Origin of the sequence: Paenibacillus sp. P13VS (assembly GCF_015143645.1) — a bacterium.
GTDB lineage: Bacteria > Bacillota > Bacilli > Paenibacillales > Paenibacillaceae > Paenibacillus > Paenibacillus xylanilyticus_A.
Map to the genome: position 1 here is coordinate 349102 of NZ_WYEV01000007.1, position 20530 is coordinate 369631.

Consider the following 20530-nt stretch of genomic DNA (forward strand, 5'->3'; position numbering starts at 1 on the left):
TTCAGTTATGCGTAACGACTGCTCCGGAGCCGCCATACATGTCTACCTTTTCATCGAACTCCAGCTTCACTACCGTTGTCAGTTCATGGGTGTCTTCACCCGTCAGGTGAATCCAGGTTGTACCAGGAATTTGAAACCACGGAACCCCGCCATGAATGTCATACGACAGTTCTTTGCCTGAATGCAGCACGGATACTTTCCTGATCTCGTTGCACAGCCCCTTCACACAAATGCTCTCCTTCGGATCACCATGCACAAAGAGATAGAGCGTCTTTCCATCTGCCGAGAGCGTGCTTCCATCTCCATAATATCTGCTCATAATTCCGTCTCTTGTCCCGTATACCGCCTCTGCATGCGGTCTAATCCACTCGCCCAGTCCAAGCAGGATGGCTTCCTGCCTCTCATCAATTGTTCCGTCCTCTCTTGGGCCAATATCGAGCAGCATGTTGCCACCCATGGAGATGCAGTCGCAGAACATGCGAACGATCTGAGAGAGTGACTTGTAATGCTGATCCGTTGGGACGTACCCCCAAGAGGAATTGATCGTTGTACAAAACTCCCACGGCCCATCTGGTCTCGTAATCGGCAGCCCTTGTTCTGGCGTTTTGTAATCCCCATGTCCCTGCAGGCGTGAATTGATGATGAGATCTGGCTGCATTGATTTCAAATACTGCTTGAATTCAGGCAGATTCCACTGCTTCTCGCTTCGTTCCCAATCCCCGTCAAACCACAGCAGGTCAACCTTGCCAAATCCGGTGAGTAATTCTTTCAATTGATGGTTGTTAAACTCCAAAAACCTCTGCCATTTGGTTTCATCCTGAACCCCATCCAAGGGATAGGAGAACGGATTGCTAGAACCGGGGTCATCCGGCACCTTGCCACCTTCATATACACTCGGATAATCCGGGTGGGACCAGTCGATCAACGAGTAGTAGAGTCCGAGTCGAAGTCCCTTCGCCGTGATCGCATCGGCATATTCTTTGACAATATCACGTGCAGCCTGTGTTTTCTTTACCGTGTTCAAGTCACTGTACTGTGTATCCCACAGAGCAACTCCGTCATGATGCTTGGTTGTCAGCACAGCATACTTGGCACCCGATTTCTCGATCAGATCCGCCCACGCCGCGGCATTGAATTTGGAGGCCGTGAATCCCTCCATTTGCTTCATGTAGTCGTCATAAGTCATGGGTCCATTGTAAAAAGACCACGACTCCGCAACACCGTCCACGGCATAGATTCCATAGTGAATAAAAATTCCCAGCTTCGCATCCTCAAACCATTTCTGCATCATCATCTACACCTTTTTCTCAGCGATATTTGGAAACCGTGTGCACACGTGCGAAAAAGCTATGTCCAAACCGTTTTTTTATTGATATCATTTATAAGAAAAGAAATGGCATTTCTCCATATGGAAAGGAGGCAGCATTTCACTTGCGAATGGACTATTTCAAATCCAAACTGTTCCTGAAATACATTTGGTCCTACCTGTTCATTCTGCTAATTCCTCTCGTATTCATGACCGTATTTCTCTATGAAAACGCAGTTAAAACCCTCCGTACTGAGATTGAAAGCTCGCGTCTGGCCCAGCTATCACAAACCAACGTAACCATTGACAGCCGAATGAAAGAGCTGAGCGAGATTGCTTCCCGCATTTCTTACGATAATCGGCTCTCTTCCTATCGGGTCACCAATATCCAGACCAGCCCGGAAGCCATTCGTGCCTTGGATCAGTACAAAGCCACCAGTTCCATGATTGATGAAATCTATCTTTATTTCCACGATGATACACGTATCTATTCCAGCAAAGGTTTGACCGATTTTGAGGTGTTTGCTGACAATCTCAGCTTCGAGAGATGGGACAAACAATCCCTGTATAACGATCTCAACGAAACGAAGCATCCTACCGTAAGACCTGCCGATGTTGTAACCAAAACTGGTGGAGTACAGGACCGCAAGCTTGCTTACCTTATTCCGATTACTCCTAACAGTCTGAACCCCCACGCCACGGTCATGTTTTTTATCAAGGAGTCGCAGATTACGAGCCTGATTGATTCCATACTTGGAAACTATCAAGGCCTGACCTATGTCCTCGATGCAGAGGGTCAGGTACTAACGGCCAACCATCAGGGAGATACACTAAGCACAGATGCATTGGCTGCCTTGATTAAAGGCATTACTCCAGGAATCCAGGAGCGGACGCTGGACGGCAAAGATCATTCCATCGTATCGGTGCAATCGGAAACCAACGGCTGGACCTACATGACTGTAATGCCAAGCTCCCAGTTTTTCAGCAGTGTACTGGATGTCCGCAGTTTCATGATGATGATCATAGGTATCGTGCTGCTGGTCGGAGTTGCAATTGCTCTCGTTCTCGCCAAAATGCAGTATCAGCCCATCTCAACCCTGGTCGAATTTGCCGCTTCCCGCTTCCCGGAAAAGAAACCTGATGGAGAGTCGCGAAATGGGAGCGCCAATGAACTGGAACGAATTCGTTCTGCCTTGCAGAATTACAGCTCCCGCATTGATATACAGGAACCGTATGCTCGGAACCAGTATTTGTCGACCTTAATTAAGTCTGGAAATCCAGATCCATTGTCTTCTGAACTGGTGCAGCTGTTCGACCTGAAACTGAACAAGGATTATTTGTTTGTCATGGTCATTGGCTGGAATGATTCCAAGCATGCCGATATGGAACTCCGCCGCCGCATTGCGAGCAGTCTTGCACAGATTGAATTGCCTGATCTGCAGGCAATCGGTTATGGCGTTGAGCTGCCTCAGCTGGACCGTTTCGGTTTAATCATGAGTTTTGATTCCGCTGAAGGAATCGATCTGGTAACACGTATAAAACAGATCATGGAGCAGATAAGAGGCTTACTTTTGGGAACCTTGTCCATACCTCCGTTAATTGGTGCCGGAAGCGCTTATTCGCAGCTTCATGAACTGACCCAATCTTACGTTGAAGCCTGTTCTGCTTTTGATTTGCTCGTACCCGGTGAGTATGGATCATCCGCTTTATTTGAAGAAATGTCCAAGACACCGAGCCATTCCTACTGGATTCCAAACCATATGCAGCTGAAGCTGGTTCAAAGTCTGAAACAGGGAAATATCGATATCGCTACTCAGATGATTCGCTCTTCCGTGACCAGCTTGCAGTCTTCCATGCTGCCTGCGCTGCTTGTGCGCTGCATCAGCTTCGACCTGCTGAACACGATCCTGAAGACAGCCTCGGAACTTGGAGAACAGCAGATGCTGCAGCAGATTGCTCCCAACATGGTGTTTAGCAGCTCGCTGGAAGAGCTTGAATCCGTTCTGATCTTGCTTGCCTCCCAGTTATGCAACGAGGTGAAAAAGGAAACGCAGCATGAAGAGCAGACATTGATAGACCGCATCATTGAATATATTGATGCCCATTTTACCGATCACAATCTTAGCCTGGATACGCTTGCGTATGAATTCGAGGTTTCACCTTCCCATGTGAGTCGCTCCTTCAAGGAGAAGACCGGAATCAACTTCCTTCAGTACATTTGGCAAAAACGACTCGACAGGGTTTTTCATCAGCTGAAAACAACGGATACCCCTCTGAAAGATCTCATTCAGGAAGTCGGCTATCTGGATACACCGAATTTCATCCGCAAATTCAAGAAGGAGACCGGGCTTACACCAGGACAATATCGCAAGCTTCATCGCACTACGGGTAGTGATGCAGGAACTGAATCGGCCAGCTAATAACAGGAAAGCCAACAGACGAACAATCCGGATTGCCGTCGATGTTGGCTTTTTTCTGTTATTTCAAAGTGCTGCTAACGGGGATTCACATCCGATTACTTGCCTGCGGAATTCCACGTATCATACACTTCCTGATAAATTTCCTGAATCCGGTCTCCACCCATTTTCTTCATCTGTTCAACATAGCCGTCCCAGTTGGACAATGGCTCTTCCCCGGTTACAAACTTCGCTTCCATCTGCTTCACGTACGTATCAAGATCAGATAACAATGCGGAGGCTTCATCCTGCTGTTCGTTGGTCAGATACGCATTCGGAAACGGTGCTTTACCGATCGGGATCAGCTTCTCTTCATTCTCTTTTGCAATCCACTCGTCAAATTCGGTCGTCAGACCATTCGTCAGCTCCGGTGAGTTATGCCCTGGAGTCAGCATGCCGAAGTTTGGCGTAATGGTGCCTCTGTACTCTTCCCGATCGCCGCCTCCCGGAACAGGCAGCCATTCTTTTTCATACGTATCTTTGTTGGTATACTTCCACAGCGTGCCTTCAGGACCTTGATTGAAGAGCGTTTGTCCCTCGATCGAATACAAGTAATCGATCCAGCGCATGGTGGCTTCAGGATGCTCATTCACACTTGTGATAGCAAATGTCCCGTTAGCAGAAAGACCTGGATGCATACCGTAAACAGGCGTTCCTGCAATATCGCTCGCCACGGGTGTCATAAGCGGATTTTTCATTGCTGCATCCGGATCGCCACCCAAGGTAAAGTAGGAGTAATAGTCGTTAAAGAGAGCAATCTGATTGTTTTCCCCTTTGGCTTTTTTCTGCTCAGGGGTTTGCGAGAAGGTTTCGTGATCCAGCAGATCTTCCTTCCATAAACGATTCATGAATTCCAAATACCCCTTATATCCTTCCTGCATCGGACTGTAAAAGACCTTATCCTGCTTATCGACGTAAACAACAGGGTCATATATGCCCCAGAAGCCCAGAAAATACATGCGCAGATCATCCAGCTTCACGGAGGTCAGCGGAATTTCATCGGCCTTGCCGTTACCATTCGGATCTTCCGTCTTCACTCGCTTCAGCAGCGTGTACAATTCCTCTGTCGTTTTTGGCAGTTCTTTTACACCAAGCGCTTCCAGCATACTGCCGTTATACCACATGGGGCTGCGATACCAGACGGCGGCACTGTCGATGAATGGCAGGGCGTAAATATGTCCTTCGGGCGTTGTGAACGATTTGCGAATATCCGGATTCTCATCGAACAATTTCTTTATGTTCGGAGCATATCCCCCATCAATGTAAGGTTCCAGCGGGAGAAGTGAGCCTTGGGTGCCATAGGTCACCTGCTCTGCCGGTGTAAGATCGGCTCCGTACAGCACATCAGGCAAATCTCCACTTGCAAAGACTAGATTCTTCTTGGTTGCAAAGCTGTCAATCGGAGTAAGCTGAAATTCAAACTTGATGTTGGTAAGCTTCTCTGCTTCCTGAATAACAGGCATGGTATTCCAATCAGCCACGCCTACATCCTGGGACATCATGGTCAAAGTGATGGGTTCCTCCACAATAGGAAAGCCCTCTTGCTTCACCCCTGTCTCTTCCGGTGTACCCGGTTCAGCGGTTGAACCGCCATCAGGAGATGCTCCGCATGCCGCAAGCATGCTTGCAGCAAGGATCAGACTTAACAGAACCGTTGATTTCTTGTGAGCTCTCTTCATGACAACAACTCCCTTTTTGATGATTTATTTGGTATAGATCAGCCCTTGACAGAACCGATCATGACACCCTGAACGAAGTATCGCTGCAAAAACGGATAGATGATAATGACCGGAAGTGTCGATACAATAATGACTGCATAACGGACAAGTGCCGCCACTTCGGCTTTGTTATTCAGTGCCGAGGCCGATGAGCCGTCCATCATACCGGAGCCTTGCGCTGACATTTCCTGTAGGACAAGAATCTGTCTTAACACAAGCTGAAGCGGATATTTGGCCGAATCATTTAAATAAATCATTGCTGAGAAATAACTGTTCCAGTGACCTACACCGTAGAAGAGCGCCATAACGGCTATGATCGGCATGGATAATGGCAGTACGATTTTGAAAAACAGCTTGAAATTAGAACAGCCGTCAATCTGTGCAGCCTCCTGAAGCTCACTCGGGATCGTTCCCTGAAAGAAGGTGCGGGAGACGATGATATTCCAAACCGAAGCTGCGGAAGGCAAAATCAGGGCCCACATGCTGTTGATCATGCCGAGCTCCTTAATCAGCAGATAACTCGGTACTAACCCTCCGCCGAAGAACATCGTGAACATAAAGACGCCCATAAAGAACTCCCTGCCGACCAGGTCTCTTCTGCTGAGCGCATAGGCTGCAGGAATGGTGAACGCCAGGTTCACAGCAGTACCGACAACCGTATACAGAATCGTGTTCGCGTAGCCTGACCAGATTCGTTGATCCTGAAGCACGCGCTCATAACCTTCAAACGTGATATCTTTCGGAAATAGCCACATTGCACCTGAAGCAACTTCCTTCGGATTGCTGATGGAGGCGCTAATCATATATACCAGCGGGTACGCCACAAGAAGGAAAGCAATTGTAACGTAGATGTAGTTCAAGGTTAGAAAAATTTTGTCTTGTCTCGTTTCCTGTATACCGGTTAACATTCAGCCTCCTCCTTTACCACAGACTGTTCTCGCTCGTCTTGCGTACGATTTGATTGACGGTAACGAGCAAAAACGCATTAATGACAGAGTTAAACAAGCCGACAGCAGTAGAGAAGCTGTACTGGGCATTTTCCAGACCTGAACGGTATACGAAAGTGGATATGACATCGGAAGATTCCATGTTCAGCGGGTTCTGCATCAGGAGGATCTTCTCAAACCCGACCCCCAGCAGACTCCCCATGTTCAGAATGAGCAGAATCGTCATGGTTGGTACCAGCACGGGAATGTTAATGTGCCGGATACGCTGCAGCCGGTTTGCCCCGTCTATAATGGCTGCTTCATGCAGGCCAGGGTCCACTCCAGACAACGCAGCAAGGTAAATGATCGTTCCCCAGCCGGCACTTTGCCATACGCCGGAGAGTACGTATACCGTCTTAAACCATGCTGGGCTTGTCAGAAATGAGGGTGCATCTATTCCCATCCATTCCACGAAACGGATCAGGATTCCGGTTGATGGAGAGAGGAAAGCAATTACCATCCCGACCATGACAACAACCGAGATAAAATGAGGCGCATACGTGACGGTTTGGACCAGCTTCTTGAACCGTTTATGCTTCAGTTCATTAAACGCCAGAGCCAGAATGATCGGAATCGGAAACCCGACAGCCAGCTCATACAAACTGATCGCCAGTGTGTTCCACATCAAATCCCAGAAATAATAGGATTCAAAGAACCTTACAAAATGATCAAAACCTACCCAAGGACTCCCAAATACTCCGCGTACCGGATTGTAATTTTTGAACGCAATCTGGATGCCGTACATGGGTCCGTAATGAAAGATGAGAAAATACAGAAATGCGGGTGCAATAAACAAATACAGTTGCCAGTTTCTCCAGACCTTATGCCATCGCTTTCTACTGATGTTCGGCTTGTATAATGTCTGCTGCCGATTGGCCGTTTTTACCTCCTGCACACAGGATCGCCTCCTTCTGTTGCTTCTCATGTTTGGGTCATACGCTGCAGGAAAAGTTGGAGCATTCATGTTGCATGTCAGTTTTGTTGGCGCAGCTGTAGTTTAACAATAGGGGATGACGTATTTTTTCGTAAATATGTCATTTTGTCAGGCCCCGTAAACGTTGATGCAACAACGTTTTTTATCATTTATTCTCCATTTTAACAATTCGAAAATGTGTCGTTTTCGACCAAAAGAAAGCGATTACAATTGCAAAAGTGGAAAATTACCAATTGATAATTTCGGGTGTATACGATTTATTTTACATCACGTTTACTTTTTTTAAGTAAATTCAACCTTTTCGCGTTATATTAATTAACACTACAATAACAAAAACCTGCCTTGAGTTAGCGTTTTTATGATTTTTCATGGTCAATATTTACCTAATGTTCATATGTACCACGTTCTTGCAGGCTAGTGCAAAGTCTAATCCCCAAAAGAAAAAGTCGCCATGAAGGCGACCTTTGATCAATTATGTTTTATTATTCCGCGCTTATGTCCAGTTCCACCAAATCTCAAATCGCTAAACGTTGAAGACCTGTATATTTTAAATCCCGTAAAAACTTGTTTTGTCCATCGTTTTGCTGGCATACTCTGTCTTGATTTCGTTACGGTAAGATCTTTCAATCTTGCGCACATAGGACAGCCGCTTCACATTTTTCATCGTATCTTCAGCCCGCTCTGCATTAACATACATAACAACATAATGCATACGGCGGGAAATGTAATGCACGGTACCATACTTTTCGAGATTGCGGGCTGCTTTTAGATCACTAACCCAAATAATAAATCCTGTCCTTTCCGCAAACATCATTTTCCCCGCCCTTCTTATAATGGAGACCGGACACTTCGGGGTGAAGGTCCGGTCTATATGGATTTTAATTCATTCGGAATTCAGTTAACCGCAGCTGCACTTGCCGCCGCTTCCACAGCCGCCACCTTTGGGGTTCGGGTCATTGCTCGGAACCTTGATTGTGGTTGAGACTGCATAAGCAATGGTTTCAGACATCTGGTGCAGCATTTCATCGAGCGCTCTCTCTGCCTGCTTGAAGCGAGCTACTGCCTCAATTTGTTCCAGTTCCAGTTCCAGAGCCTTCACTTGGTCTTTTGCAGCATGATAATCCGGGTGGAAGTGTCCAAAACGCTGTGTTTCTTCAAACAGTTCCTTTTTGGCTTCCAGCTTGCGTATTCCCGCTTGAACCTCCGGATTGCTCTCAACTTGCTGCTTCCAATATAAATAATCCGATACTTCGGCAGATTGGTTAATCATGTCGCCCAGTTCATATGCGCCCGTCAACACTTGGGCCATATCGACCGTGTTCAATTCCGCTACGCTCATGAAATTCATCCTATCTATATATAAAGTTCTACGTAACGTAGACTACTTTATCATAGCATATCCCCCGGTAGTTAAGAAGAGTTTTTCCTGCAAATAGAAAATAGGGGAACATAAGCTCTTCCTGCTTCAGATCTGCTCCGGAACGATTAATCTGATCTTGTCCCAATCCATGGGAGAAATGGTGCACCGTTCTACTGCCCTCTCGTCTGCCCCCGGTACAATCCATCCTGTCAGTGTCCAATCGTCCTGGCCTTGAATTTGATCCGGAATAATGTATACCTCGGACTGTTCCTTCCTCAGGCCCAGCTTGGTCTGCCATTCTATTGCTTTTGCCGTAATCTGACGTGTCGTGGACATATGATATCGCCGCCAATCGTTATGCCACATATCGGGAATGGAGCCGAATGCGGGTACATCAACCGACTGCTCTGCAATCGGCTGTCCGTGTGTATATGAAGATGCCCGATCCGGTTCATTTTGAATCAAGCCTGCCCTGCCAGGCACATAAAAGCTTTCTCGTAGACCGCTAAGCCCAACCCTTGGCTCATGCGTGTGAATCTCAGTATTTTTATCCTCCCCCGACCCCTCGCTGCATATGAAATCGGTCGGATGTATATTTTCTATTTCCTCTGCATTTCCCCCGTGCTGTGCCTTCAATCGCTCCCACTCATTCCCCCACTGATGAATCGCGTGATACACATGCTCGGGGACTCCCGTGGCAGCATAACGGCGCAGAAATTCCACCACCTTGTCAGACGTAAAACCACTATGGGATGCATGGACAATGTGTTCTTTGGTCACACGATAGATGCTCATGCGATCACAGCTCAGCAGTTCGGCACAATTCTCTATTTTCCAGCGGACCTGAGGAGCCACCTCTGCCGGGACCATAATTTCGAAGTCAGGCTGCACAAAGAAAACATTCTTCGCGCTGTCCAGTTCCTGCTGTACTTTCAAGGGTAACAGTTCCTCAGGCTCAATCAACCAGCGAAAAAACAAATCACCCGAAGCATTTTCACCACTTTCTCCGTACCCCCACCCAGCCAGTGCGTTTAGCCAGCTCTGAACATATTCAGGAAGCCCGGGATCACTGCCACTTCCTTTGAAATGCGGAATCAGATCTGAAATATTGAACCAGGTCTCCTGTCCTTTACAGAGCAGGACCAGGCGATAGCGAAAATGTTGTTCTGCAGGACTGGTTACACCATATCGCTCCATGCACACCTTGAATATCTCGCGATGCATGAACGACCACGGCTGCTCTAACCAGTGGCCCAGAGTCTCATCATGTACCCTTATTTTCTCTTGATCCTTATGGAGAAGTCCCAGAGCAAGCAGCATGTCCAGCATAATGGCAACATGAACAGGGTAGATATCCGGATGCTCGTAGTTTAGATTCAATGATGCAAAATCATCAGGACATAAATGAACCAAAGCGCTCAACCGCTGCACCATTCTCTTGTGGATCGTACCTTTATTCGTCAATGTGAGGCCTTCTCTTGCGATCCAGGCCAATATGTGGATGATTTCGGCAGCGATATCAGGCCTTGCTTCACGAATCACGTGAATTTGACCACCACTGACCATCTGGATTTCAGATTCCTTCTGATCCTGCTCATGTATTAAAAATGGATGTTTACCGACTCTATTTGCGTAGGCTACAGTTAATGCAGGGATATAACGCAGCGGGATGTAGTACAGGTTCTCTCCCCACGTTTTGCGAACCGCTTCGATCCACCCTTTTTGTCTCAGACGCATAAAACCTAACCTGGCCTCCGCCCCGCTCAATCCTTCTTCCGCAGACTCAGCGGTGGTCATTATGACTGAAAAGGGTTGACACGCATGTTTGTGAAAAAGAGCACCAAGTACCGAATGTTCTGTGGCTGACAGTTTCAATATTTCATCGATATCCACCGCTTCATGTCCCTGCATTACTATGCTCCCGCCTTTCCTCTTCCCACGCTAACGCTTAATGGTGACTTAAGTATGTTCATGTATTATGGAGTATTCATATCCCTGCTCGACCAAAAACATCTGACGGCGCAATGCAAACTCCTGTTCCTTGCTATCCTCTGATACCAGCGCATAGAAATAGGCTCTATTGTCACCAGGCTTAGGCCTTAAAATCCTGCCCAGTCGCTGAGCCTCTTCCTGCCTTGAACCATAACTTCCCGATATCTCAAGCGCAACAGCAGCGTCAGGAAGATCGACAGCGAAATTCGCTACCTTGGAAACGACAATGGTTTTAATTTCGCCCCGCCGAAAGGATTCGAACCACTTTACCCTTTCGTGTTGTGACATCGTACCCGAGATCAGCGGAGCGTCAATTTCCCGGGCAATGGTTTCGAGCTGGTCCAGATACTGACCGATCACAAGTGCAGGCAAACCATCATGTTGACGCAGTAATCGTCTGATCACTTTTAGCTTAGCGGGATTTTCCGCTGCAAGACGAAACTGATGTTTTCCTTCTGCCTCCAGATAGGTCGTTTTCAGATCCGTTGAAAAAGGAACACGTATCTCCTGACACTGCACATTAGCAATCCATCCTTGCCGCTCGAGGTCTTTCCAAGGCATGTCATACAGTTTAGGACCAATGAGGGAGAATACATCCTGTTCACATCCATCCTCCCTCACCAAGGTTGCCGTCAATCCCAGCCTTCGCGTAGCTTGAATATCCGCAGTTGCCCGGAAGACAGGAGCAGGTAACAAATGCACCTCATCATAAATAATGAGTCCCCATTCCCGCTCACTCAGCAATTTAATGTGAGTAAAATCAGAATCTTTGGATTTTCGATGTGTAAGAATCTGATACGTAGCCACCGTGACAGGCCGAACCTGTTTTTTCTGACCGGAGTACTCCCCGATTTGATCCGAAGTAAGAGTAGTTTTATCCTGTAATTCCTGAATCCACTGCCTTACAGAGGTCGTATTGGAAGTCAGGATGAGGCATTCACATTGAAGACGTTCAAGCACTGCCATGCCAATGACTGTTTTTCCAGCTCCACAAGGCAGCACGAGTAGCCCGCTCCCTCCCATGCCCTCACTTCCCTCAAATGCGTCTACAGCTTCTTTCTGATAAGAACGCAGTTCAAAGGCTTTCTGATCGACATCGGTTTCATGATGTGTATTCTTTTCATTTTTCCAACCAAACGGAAGACGTGTTCCTGGGCGATAGCCTGCATAATCTAGTACAGGGTAGCCCAGACGCGTCAATTCTTGCTTGAGCAAGCCCCGCTGTTCTCCGCGAACGACAAGCTCATCCCGGGCAACACGCTCCATCCGAAAGGCCGCAATGGTTTTGAGACCACTTAATTCATCCAGCAGTTGTTCACTGTCTCCAATCAGACGCAGGTGCTGGTGATCCTGCTCCCAATGCAGCTTCAATTTTCCGTATTGTTCTACGATTCTCCGAATATCCTGCACAAGTGCTGCGGGTACATTCCAGCGAGAAATGGACTCGAGACTGCTAACGACTTGTTCTGCACTCCAACCGAGTGCCGCAGCATTCCACAGGGATAATGATGTCATGCGATAGGTATGGAACCCCTCCGGCGTCTTTACAAGTTCGGCAAATACGCTTAGTCGTGTCCGTGCCTGCTCGAATCCCGGATGACCCACTTCCAGCAAAATCGTAAAATCCCGTTGAACAATACAGGCATCCGTCTTCTCCATGTCTGCTCCTCCGATCCGGTACTGATTACGTTGTGCTCCAAGATAGATGCTCATGACAAAAAGTTCAGTTCCGGCAAACCCGGAAATGAACCTTTACAGCCGACACCTACCCAGTAAATTCGCAAAAAAAGAGCACCCTACTTCTATGAGTAGGATGCCCAACTATACCCAAAACATTCTATTGGCCACCCATATAATCGGTAGCCATGGCAATAAAGAGCTTAACTGCATGCTGCATGGCATCTTCATCAAAATCAAACTTGGGATGATGATGCGGATAAATGGCGCCTTTGTCCGGATTCCCTGCCCCGACAAACATGAAGCAGCCTGGAACCTGCTGCAAATAATAAGCGAAATCTTCTGCGGGCATCAGCATCGGAGACGTGTGCACTTGTTCATCACCGAACACCTGAACGGCTTGGCGGAAGAAGCGGTCGGTTTCTTGCTTATCATTGACTACAGGCGGATAACCCATGATGTAGTTCACTTCCGTCTGTGCCCCATAGGCACCGCCTGTTTGGGAAACGATGCGATGTACACGGTCCTTCATGTCGGCTCTCGTTTCTTCATCAAACGTACGGACGGTTCCGCTCATTTTGCAGGACTCGGCAATGACATTCTGGGCAGACCCTGCCTGCATTGTACCAATCGTCAGCACCGCAGGTCGCAGCGGATCCACGGAACGGCTGACCACCGTCTGCAGCTGCATGACAAGTGCAGAGCCTGCAACCAGACTATCCACGGTCGACTGCGGCATGCCACCATGCCCGCCCTTTCCTTTGATCTCAATGTAAAAGTCGTCAGCAGCCGCCATCAGCGGTCCTTCCTTGCTGGCTGCCACTCCGACCGGAAGAGGCGTCCACAGATGGATGCCATAGATGACATCCACGCCTTCAAGCGCACCATCCGCAATGACTTTCACAGCTCCGCCAGGAAGCAGTTCTTCCGCAGGCTGGAACAAAAAGCGAATCTCGCCTTGGATATCAGCCTTGTGCTTGCTGAAATACAATGCCGTTCCAAGTAAAATGGAAACATGCCCATCATGACCGCAGGCATGCATTGCTCCTGCCTTCTGTGAAGCATACTCTACGTCCTTCTCATCCTGGATTGGCAGTGCATCCATATCAGCCCGAAGCATGACGACTGGACCGGGATTGTCCCCCCGAATCGTACCAATTACACCATGACCACCTACATGACGCTTCACTTCAACGCCAAAGCTCTCCAGCATATCCGCTACAAAAGAAGATGTCTTTTCCTCATGAAAGGAAACCTCGGGATTGCGATGAAGATGACGCCGCCATTCCACCATATGGATTTGCAGATCGTCCCACCATATATTATTTGTCATTTTCTCCCCATCCTTTCGATCTTGAACGGAACTTTCATCAAGTCCGAACCATCCTCTTCAAACCTATTGCTGTATATTGTAGCAGAATTGGAAGAAAACCGATACGAAACACCTTGGGAAAGCTTGCACGGGAAGGGGAAACATACTATCATGAACTAGAGAAATGCACGAGAATTATACTCGGAAGCTATGAGGAGGATCAGACGCTTATGATTTTTGAGAATACAGGCTTGGATGGCTTGAAAAGCGACTTGGCATACCTGGATGAGAGCGCCGAGAAAGTCGGATTTGTCCGGTGGCAATGGGAGTATTACCGTGCTACATATGACTACAAAATTGAAGATGACAACACCAACTCAGAATACTTTGTACGTATTAACACCCGTGTAGTAGATGGCAAACTTGAAAAACCAGATACCGTGCTCTCTGTCGAGGCTGTTTACCTTGGCAAAGCAACCTTTCCGCACGGTCTCGATTATGACTCTACCGTTCCGCAGCCAGTCGTGAAGCTGGCAGCCCAAAAATTGCAGCAGCTCAAAGAACTGCTGGAAGCATAGGCTGGGCCAAACCATGAAACAACAATCGGCCCAAACGAAAACAAAGAGAGGCACGCCGGATTTCCAACTGCTAATCCTCACTTTATTGTTAGTGGGCTTTGGACTGCTGATGGTATTCAGCTCCAGTTCCAGCATTGCAATTGCAAACAGTAGCTTTAACAATGATCCCCTATACTTCACGAAAAAACAACTTATGTGGGCGGTTATCGGTTTAGTTGGTATGTTCTTTGCCATGAACATTCGTTTTAATAAATACAAGAAGCTTTATGCACCTTTTTTCCTGTTCACAACCGCTTTGCTGGTGCTCGTACTTGTTACAGGCGCCATGTTGAACGGTGCACGAAGCTGGATCCGCATCTTTGGCTTTAGTCTTCAGCCTGCGGAGTTCGCCAAAATTGCCATAATCCTATACCTTTCTGCACTGATCACCAAAAAAGGCGAACGCTTCAGGGACCTCAAGACAGGTTATATTCCGGTCCTAGTCATTGTCGGATTCATTGCAGGATTGATTATGCTGCAGCCGGACTTCGGTACCTGCTTCATTCTGGTTTCCACCTGCGGTCTCGTCATTTATGCAGGCGGAGCAAGCATGAAGCATATTATGGGATCGATCCTGCTCGTTGTACTGGGAGGGGCACTCGCACTCGGCGCGAATGCCCTCTTCTCCTCCATGTCTCCTTCAGACGCTGTGGACAGTACTACTGCAGCCTCTGCTGAGCAGAATTACAAGATCGGGCGTATTCAGGCATTCCTTGATCCGTTATCGGACACTAGTGGTGGAAGTCTCAACCTTTTCCGCTCCCTTGTGGCCATCGGTGATGGCGGCATGACCGGTTCGGGTATTGGACAAGGTACGATGAAGCTTCATTACCTGCCAAATGCGTATAATGACTTCATTTTCTCCGTAATTGGGGAAGAGCTTGGTTTCCTGGGGAGTGCGCTATTCCTTTTGGTTTATCTGTACTTTATCTGGCGAGGCATTATTGTCTCGTTGCGCTGTCCTGACCCGTTCGGAACGCTGGTGGGTATCGGAATCATGGGATTGATCGCCATTCAGGCGTTCATCAATATCGGAGGCGTGACCCAGACCATACCGGTGACGGGGGTTACCCTTCCGTTTATCAGTTATGGAGGTACGTCACTCTTTGTGATGATGGTGGCCATGGGTATTCTGCTCAGTATTTCGCGTACGAACAACCAGGACGTCATTAAGGAAGAGAGAACCAAATCCGTAACGGTACAAACGCAAACACGTACTTCTCCCGCTCTTCGTTCACGGGATTCCAAATCCATTCGGCGCATTCGTTAACGGTGTACCGGAATAAAAAAAGACTTCGCATCCTAGGGATGTGAAGTCTTTTTTGGGTTAACTGGAGCTCAGAGAACATCATCTACGATCATCTGCTCTCCAGTCAATTTGGAGGTTAGTACCTTACAGGTCGTCGCCTTTGAAGGATACGCCTTCTACCTTCACGTTCACTTCGACAACGCGCAATCCGGTCATGGTCTCTACCGCTTCTCTCACATTCTGCTGAAGCATACGGGATACTTCATGAATCGGTGTCTCGTACAGGACGATGATGCGCAGGTCAATGGCTGCTTCCAGTTGGCCGACCTCAACGCCTACGCCTTTCTGTACGTTTTTACCGCTGAGACGTTTGGCCCAGCCCTCTGACAATCCTCCAGACATTGCGGCAATCCCCGGTGTCTCCATCGCAGCCATTCCGGCAATTTTCGCCACCACGTCATCGGCAATCCGGATGTTACCGCCTTCTAGTTGAAGTTGTTCTGCCATGCCACATCCTCCTTCACTTCGTTACTCGTATTTTAAATCCTTTCCACCCCAAAAAGCAAATTAAACTCGAAAACATGCGTTTACAACCTACCACCATTTGGTTATATTGAAATATGAAAATAATCTCATAAGGCTTTCATTGTCATTTAAAACAAAATAATTTTAACCGAGGTGTTTGTTGTGAGAAACCGGATTTCATCCATTTTGCTGATTGTCACCTTTGTACTCAGCGCCATTGCCCACTATCTGCATTGGAATCCGATCCTGCAGTTTGTGATTTCAGCCATTTCGGTTATTTTTGTGGCCGGTTTTTTAGGGAAAGCTACCGAAAATGTTGCTCACTATGCCGGACAGCGGCTTGGCGGATTCTTGAATGCTACGTTCGGTAACGCTGCCGAATTGATCATCGCCATTTTTCTGGTCAAAGAAGGACTATTCGACATGGTAAAAGCCAGCCTGACCGGTTCCATTATCGGAAACCTGCTGCTGGTGCTGGGGCTAAGCATCTTTGCCGGAGGACTCAAATTCAAAATTCAAAATTACAACGTCTCCCTTGCGGGACTAAACGGCTCCTTAATGATTGTGGCAATCATTGCCCTGTTCATTCCAGCTGTTTTCCTCAACACCCATTCGATAACTCAAAAGGACACAGATACGCTCAGCCTGATCGTCGCAGGGCTGTTGATTATTGCCTATATCGCTTGGCTCTTATTCTCGATGGTCACACACAAGAACTACCTCGCGGATGTGACGGTCGATGAAGACGAGGAATTGCCGCATGAACATGCGCCAGCGTGGTCCAAGAAAAAATCCATTCTATACCTGGTTATCGCCACAGTTATGGTAGCCTTTGTCAGTGAATGGCTCGTGGGTACTCTCGAGGTATTTACCGAAGAATTTGGTCTGAGTGAACTGTTCGTTGGTGCATTTTTGGTTGCGATTATCGGTAATGCGGCCGAACACAGTGCAGCCATTATGCTTGCCATGAAAAACAAGATCGGTGCCGCTGTAGAGATAGCGGTCGGCAGCAGCTTGCAAATCGCACTTTTTGTTGCACCTGTGCTTATTTTTGTGAGTTATTTTACGGGCACAACCATGGATATCGTCTTCACAACGATTGAGCTTCTTGCCATTGGTGTAGCCGTATTTATCGCCAAGTCGATTACCCAGGATGGTTCAACGAACTGGTATGAGGGACTGCTGCTGCTGGTTGTATACATCATTCTGGGGGTATCCTTCTTCCTGGTGTAACCTCATAAGCTTATTAGCTGCTGACATGATTAGCGGATAGCAAAAACAGTCTGGAAACTCGTTTCCGGACTGTTTTTTTAATGATCGGTTTACAGAGCCCTCTCTCGTTGTCGCACGTTAAAACATACAAAAAAAGCATGCAAAATGCCTGCATGCCTTCTATTCTGACCCGCACGATTGCAGGCTATTGCTCATTCTTTTTGTTCAAAGCTTCATATAGAATTGCCAGATTCCGCTCAAGCGCGCTTACCAGCTGCTTACCAGCACCTTCAGGAAGAAGCCCTGCACGAACAGCAAAATCGACTTCCTTGGAGAACCCATACATCTGTGTATCCAATACTTCCTCATAGAGAGGGCAGTAGCGGGTAGCCAGATTCTCCATCTGTACTTCAATAAGCTTCTGTATTTTATCTGCATCTTCTTGAAGAAGACTGATCGCTTTCATGTTCAGCTGGTCCTGCAGATCAGATGAAGTCATGCATTTTTCCCCCCTATGTCCCAAAAATCGCGTAAAGACGTTCTACCTCTAATATTAGACGAAATCAGGAGCTAATACAAGAACCTGACCAAAATAACCACTCAAAACGAAGGCTTGGACAACACGTATTTTAACTCCTCGGCAGCGGACCCAAACACCTGTTCATTTGTGTATACGAAAAAGCATCCCCGCCAAGACAGGCGGAGATGCTTCCTGGAATGATTACTCGGATGCGATGCTTACATTCAGACCATGTTTCGCAAATACTTCTGACATGGCTGCTTTTGCTTCATCTGCATCTGGTCCATGAACGTGAAGTTCATAGCTGTGTGTGCTGATCAGCGTGGTAAACAAACCGAGAATACTTTTCACATCAATATACTTGTTCTCCGAATGAAGCACGATTGAAGAAGTAAACTTGCCTGCTGTTTGAGCAATTTCCACTACAGCCGCGTTATTACTCGACATAGGAATCCCTCCGTCTTTTCACATTTGGTATCATCTATTAATTACCACTACATGATACCGTGAATCCGCTTTCCTAGCAACAGCAAAATCCCGCGGTTACTTCAATTGGTCTGGATTCAGGCATTCCAGCTCTGGAATCACAAAGATGCCGTCTTTGCGAATCAGCACATCGTCAAAGTAAATTTCGCCGCCGCCGTAGTCTGGGCGCTGAATCAGCACCAGATCCCAGTGAATGGAGGAACGATTTCCGTTATCCGTTTCTTCGTATGCCTGCCCAGGAGTAAAGTGCAGACTGCCTGCAATTTTCTCATCAAACAGAATATCCTTCATTGGATGCAGAATATGCGGATTGAAACCAATCGCGAACTCACCAATATGACGTGCACCGTCATCGGAATTCAGAATCTCATTCAGACGTTCTGTATCGTTACTTGTCGCTTCAACAATCTTGCCATCCTTGAAGGTGAACTTGATGTTTTCAAACGTTACCCCGTTGTACAGGGTTGCTGCATTATAACTGATTGTTCCGTTTACAGAATCACGCACAGGTGCACTGTAAACTTCGCCATCAGGAATATTTTTTTGACCAGAGCATTTCACTGCACCGATATCTTTAATGGAGAAGCTTAGATCCGTTCCAGGTCCTGTAATACGAACTTTGTCCGTACGGTTCATCAGGTTAGCCAGGGAATCCTGTGCTTTGTCCATTTTGGCATAATCCAGGTTGCATACATCGAAATAGAAATCTTCGAAGGCTTCCGTGCTGGTATTCGCAAGCTGCGCCATGCTGGCATTCGGGTAACGAAGCACAACCCATTTCGTATGTTTAACCCGCTGCTCGCTATGTACCGGATGGGAATACAGGGAGTTATACATTTTCATTTTTTCTTCCGGCACGTCGGACAGGTCGTTCACATTTTCGCCTGCACGGATACCAATGTAGCAATCCATTTGTTTCATGCGGTTCAGGTCAATCTCTGCCCAGGTTTTCATCATCTCTTCTGTAGCATTTTTCAACATCGCACGTTGTACCGTCTTGTCGGTCAGCTGTACAAAAACATTGCCGCCTTTTTTGCCTACTTCTTCAATAATAGCGTTGATCAGATCACGTTCCGATCCAATCATCTCAACCAGCACGTTCTCGCCAGGCTGTACATCTACAGAGTAGCCAACCAGGTTAGCTGCAAGTTTCTGAATTCGTGGGTCCTTCATCTCGTAAATCCTCCTGTCATCTGCCATTCAAAAAATTGAACAACGGTAAATTACGATACTATTGTAGCACGCTACTGCAATCCCGTCAGCAGGCAGACCCCACGTCTAATCATATGTTTTAAAATTTACATCCATGACCAGAGCTTCTTTATTGCTTTTGTTGCTTGCATCCTGGTACGTCACCTGGCTTTCCGAAGAGAGCCGCAGCGGCAAACTGGTCTTCCGATCCACAGTCAGATGATATACCGTTTGTACTTTGGCCTGTTTCATCATTTGCTCCATACTGTCTTCACCCTGCTGCCAAACCTGGCTCAATTCCTTCTCAAGCTTCGCCTTGCTCGTCCCTTTGATTTTACTCGCCCGTTGCATATATTCTGCCCTAATCGCGTTCATCTCGTCGTTCAACTGTGCTGCGGCCCAGGTCTTGGCATCTTCAGGTGCCAGTTCAATCCGCAGGATCCTTGTTCTTCGACCAGAACCGTATTCGGATTTTATCGTTTTGTTCATCCGGTCAATATTCTCCAGTTGGGCGATGGGGTTGTAACGGGACAGCGATCCACGGAGTGGTTCTTGCTCTGCGGTCAATGCCTCCCATTGTCCCTTTTTTCGTTGGAAAGAGGCGCTGAATCCGCTGGGTTGAGTAGTCAGATTAGCAGATGCAGCATGCATACCGTTTACCTTACTTGAACCTGCTGCAGTAACAGCTCCAGGGAGTCGTGTCTGCAGCGTTAGCTGATCATGATTTTCCAGCTTTCCTTCAAATTTGAACTGATTTTCAAAAAGTCCGCTGCTTTCTCTTCTTAACCCTGCTTCGCCTACAAAATCCAGCTTCTCTTTACCTGCAATACCGGATAAGGCCATGGAGAACACCTCTTCTGGAGTGCGTTCACGATGTATCAGCCCACAACCCGGTGCAGAAAGGATAACAACACTCAAAAGCAGCATTAATGTACGCATACCCTGCCTTGTAATCATCTAAAATCCATCCTTCCGTCCAAGGTTCTCCA

The 20530-nt window shown here is 47.4% G+C and carries 18 protein-coding genes; 4 read left to right on the forward strand and 14 right to left on the reverse strand.

Features of this window, described 5'->3' with window-relative positions; genetic code table 11:
* Position 1 precedes the first annotated feature (1 nt).
* Positions 2-1288: an alpha-L-fucosidase gene (locus tag GUA98_RS19795; protein WP_193724177.1), complete on the reverse strand. Its 1287-nt coding sequence runs from the start codon at positions 1286-1288 to the stop codon at positions 2-4.
* A gap of 149 nt (positions 1289-1437) precedes the next feature.
* Here GUA98_RS19795 and GUA98_RS19800 point away from each other — a divergent pair, with 149 nt between their 5' ends.
* On the forward strand, positions 1438-3726 hold the full coding sequence (locus GUA98_RS19800; RefSeq protein WP_227779872.1) for a helix-turn-helix domain-containing protein: 2289 nt from the start codon (positions 1438-1440) through the stop codon (positions 3724-3726).
* Positions 3727-3821: 95 nt separating this feature from the next.
* Here the strand turns inward: GUA98_RS19800 and GUA98_RS19805 are convergent, their stop codons facing one another.
* The 8 genes from GUA98_RS19805 to GUA98_RS19840 form a co-directional block, all read right to left on the reverse strand.
* A complete protein-coding gene (locus GUA98_RS19805; RefSeq protein WP_153979358.1) occupies positions 3822-5441 on the reverse strand; it encodes an extracellular solute-binding protein in 1620 nt (539 codons plus the stop codon).
* 38 nt (positions 5442-5479) lie between these two features.
* Positions 5480-6388: a carbohydrate ABC transporter permease gene (locus tag GUA98_RS19810; protein WP_193724179.1), complete on the reverse strand. Its 909-nt coding sequence runs from the start codon at positions 6386-6388 to the stop codon at positions 5480-5482.
* Positions 6389-6401: 13 nt separating this feature from the next.
* Complete coding sequence (locus tag GUA98_RS19815) at positions 6402-7391, reverse strand: ABC transporter permease (RefSeq protein WP_153979359.1); 990 nt, start codon at positions 7389-7391, stop codon at positions 6402-6404.
* Positions 7392-7947: 556 nt separating this feature from the next.
* A complete protein-coding gene (locus tag GUA98_RS19820; RefSeq protein WP_095290540.1) occupies positions 7948-8211 on the reverse strand; it encodes a YlbG family protein in 264 nt (87 codons plus the stop codon).
* Between the two features lie 87 nt (positions 8212-8298).
* Entirely contained in the window at positions 8299-8739 is a 441-nt protein-coding gene (locus GUA98_RS19825; protein WP_153979360.1) for a YlbF family regulator, read from the reverse strand.
* A gap of 126 nt (positions 8740-8865) precedes the next feature.
* Positions 8866-10671 carry a helicase-associated domain-containing protein gene (locus tag GUA98_RS19830; protein WP_193724180.1) on the reverse strand — a complete coding sequence of 602 codons (1806 nt, stop codon included), beginning with the start codon at positions 10669-10671 and terminating at the stop codon, positions 8866-8868.
* Positions 10672-10719: 48 nt separating this feature from the next.
* The gene (locus tag GUA98_RS19835) at positions 10720-12411 is read right to left on the reverse strand and encodes a DNA repair helicase XPB (RefSeq protein WP_193724181.1); all 1692 of its coding nucleotides are present in this window, start codon (positions 12409-12411) and stop codon (positions 10720-10722) included.
* Positions 12412-12589: 178 nt separating this feature from the next.
* The gene (locus GUA98_RS19840; RefSeq protein WP_193724182.1) at positions 12590-13762 is read right to left on the reverse strand and encodes a M20 family metallopeptidase; all 1173 of its coding nucleotides are present in this window, start codon (positions 13760-13762) and stop codon (positions 12590-12592) included.
* A gap of 209 nt (positions 13763-13971) precedes the next feature.
* On the opposite strand from GUA98_RS19840, the gene GUA98_RS19845 reads away from it, so the two are divergent.
* On the forward strand, positions 13972-14319 hold the full coding sequence (locus GUA98_RS19845; protein WP_095359371.1) for a YugN family protein: 348 nt from the start codon (positions 13972-13974) through the stop codon (positions 14317-14319).
* A 13-nt stretch (positions 14320-14332) separates the two neighbouring features.
* Positions 14333-15628 (forward strand): putative lipid II flippase FtsW, encoded by a 1296-nt coding sequence (gene ftsW, locus GUA98_RS19850; protein ID WP_193724183.1) that lies wholly within the window; start codon positions 14333-14335, stop codon positions 15626-15628.
* A gap of 123 nt (positions 15629-15751) precedes the next feature.
* Here ftsW and GUA98_RS19855 read toward each other — a convergent pair whose 3' ends face one another.
* A complete protein-coding gene (locus GUA98_RS19855; RefSeq protein ID WP_095290227.1) occupies positions 15752-16114 on the reverse strand; it encodes an Asp23/Gls24 family envelope stress response protein in 363 nt (120 codons plus the stop codon).
* A 180-nt stretch (positions 16115-16294) separates the two neighbouring features.
* On the opposite strand from GUA98_RS19855, the gene cax reads away from it, so the two are divergent.
* Complete coding sequence (cax, locus tag GUA98_RS19860) at positions 16295-17365, forward strand: calcium/proton exchanger (protein WP_153979364.1); 1071 nt, start codon at positions 16295-16297, stop codon at positions 17363-17365.
* A 184-nt stretch (positions 17366-17549) separates the two neighbouring features.
* Here the strand turns inward: cax and GUA98_RS19865 are convergent, their stop codons facing one another.
* From GUA98_RS19865 to GUA98_RS19880, 4 genes are all read right to left on the reverse strand, one after another.
* Positions 17550-17843: a YlaN family protein gene (locus tag GUA98_RS19865; protein ID WP_095290224.1), complete on the reverse strand. Its 294-nt coding sequence runs from the start codon at positions 17841-17843 to the stop codon at positions 17550-17552.
* Positions 17844-18065: 222 nt separating this feature from the next.
* A complete protein-coding gene (locus tag GUA98_RS19870; protein ID WP_095290222.1) occupies positions 18066-18311 on the reverse strand; it encodes an HPr family phosphocarrier protein in 246 nt (81 codons plus the stop codon).
* Between the two features lie 96 nt (positions 18312-18407).
* On the reverse strand, positions 18408-19523 hold the full coding sequence (locus tag GUA98_RS19875; protein WP_095359374.1) for an aminopeptidase: 1116 nt from the start codon (positions 19521-19523) through the stop codon (positions 18408-18410).
* A 105-nt stretch (positions 19524-19628) separates the two neighbouring features.
* Positions 19629-20498, reverse strand: coding sequence for a hypothetical protein (locus tag GUA98_RS19880; protein ID WP_193724184.1), 870 nt, complete (start codon positions 20496-20498; stop codon positions 19629-19631).
* Between the last annotated feature and the right edge of the window lie 32 nt (positions 20499-20530).

What these genes read in the sequence shown, in the direction of transcription:
- GUA98_RS19795 (WP_193724177.1), bottom strand. Translation starts at nt 1,288, where the DNA reads ATGCAGAAATGGTTTGAGGATGCGAAGCTGGGAATTTTTATTCACTAT.
- GUA98_RS19805 (WP_153979358.1), bottom strand. Translation starts at nt 5,441, where the DNA reads ATGAAGAGAGCTCACAAGAAATCAACGGTTCTGTTAAGTCTGATCCTT.
- GUA98_RS19835 (WP_193724181.1), bottom strand. Translation starts at nt 12,411, where the DNA reads ATGGAGAAGACGGATGCCTGTATTGTTCAACGGGATTTTACGATTTTG.
- GUA98_RS19810 (WP_193724179.1), bottom strand. Translation starts at nt 6,388, where the DNA reads ATGTTAACCGGTATACAGGAAACGAGACAAGACAAAATTTTTCTAACC.
- GUA98_RS19845 (WP_095359371.1), top strand. Translation starts at nt 13,972, where the DNA reads ATGATTTTTGAGAATACAGGCTTGGATGGCTTGAAAAGCGACTTGGCA.
- GUA98_RS19840 (WP_193724182.1), bottom strand. Translation starts at nt 13,762, where the DNA reads ATGACAAATAATATATGGTGGGACGATCTGCAAATCCATATGGTGGAA.
- GUA98_RS19855 (WP_095290227.1), bottom strand. Translation starts at nt 16,114, where the DNA reads ATGGCAGAACAACTTCAACTAGAAGGCGGTAACATCCGGATTGCCGAT.
- GUA98_RS19870 (WP_095290222.1), bottom strand. Translation starts at nt 18,311, where the DNA reads ATGTCGAGTAATAACGCGGCTGTAGTGGAAATTGCTCAAACAGCAGGC.
- GUA98_RS19820 (WP_095290540.1), bottom strand. Translation starts at nt 8,211, where the DNA reads ATGTTTGCGGAAAGGACAGGATTTATTATTTGGGTTAGTGATCTAAAA.
- GUA98_RS19880 (WP_193724184.1), bottom strand. Translation starts at nt 20,498, where the DNA reads ATGATTACAAGGCAGGGTATGCGTACATTAATGCTGCTTTTGAGTGTT.
- GUA98_RS19830 (WP_193724180.1), bottom strand. Translation starts at nt 10,671, where the DNA reads ATGCAGGGACATGAAGCGGTGGATATCGATGAAATATTGAAACTGTCA.
- GUA98_RS19815 (WP_153979359.1), bottom strand. Translation starts at nt 7,391, where the DNA reads ATGAGAAGCAACAGAAGGAGGCGATCCTGTGTGCAGGAGGTAAAAACG.
- GUA98_RS19800 (WP_227779872.1), top strand. Translation starts at nt 1,438, where the DNA reads ATGGACTATTTCAAATCCAAACTGTTCCTGAAATACATTTGGTCCTAC.
- GUA98_RS19825 (WP_153979360.1), bottom strand. Translation starts at nt 8,739, where the DNA reads ATGAGCGTAGCGGAATTGAACACGGTCGATATGGCCCAAGTGTTGACG.
- GUA98_RS19875 (WP_095359374.1), bottom strand. Translation starts at nt 19,523, where the DNA reads ATGAAGGACCCACGAATTCAGAAACTTGCAGCTAACCTGGTTGGCTAC.
- GUA98_RS19865 (WP_095290224.1), bottom strand. Translation starts at nt 17,843, where the DNA reads ATGACTTCATCTGATCTGCAGGACCAGCTGAACATGAAAGCGATCAGT.
- ftsW (WP_193724183.1), top strand. Translation starts at nt 14,333, where the DNA reads ATGAAACAACAATCGGCCCAAACGAAAACAAAGAGAGGCACGCCGGAT.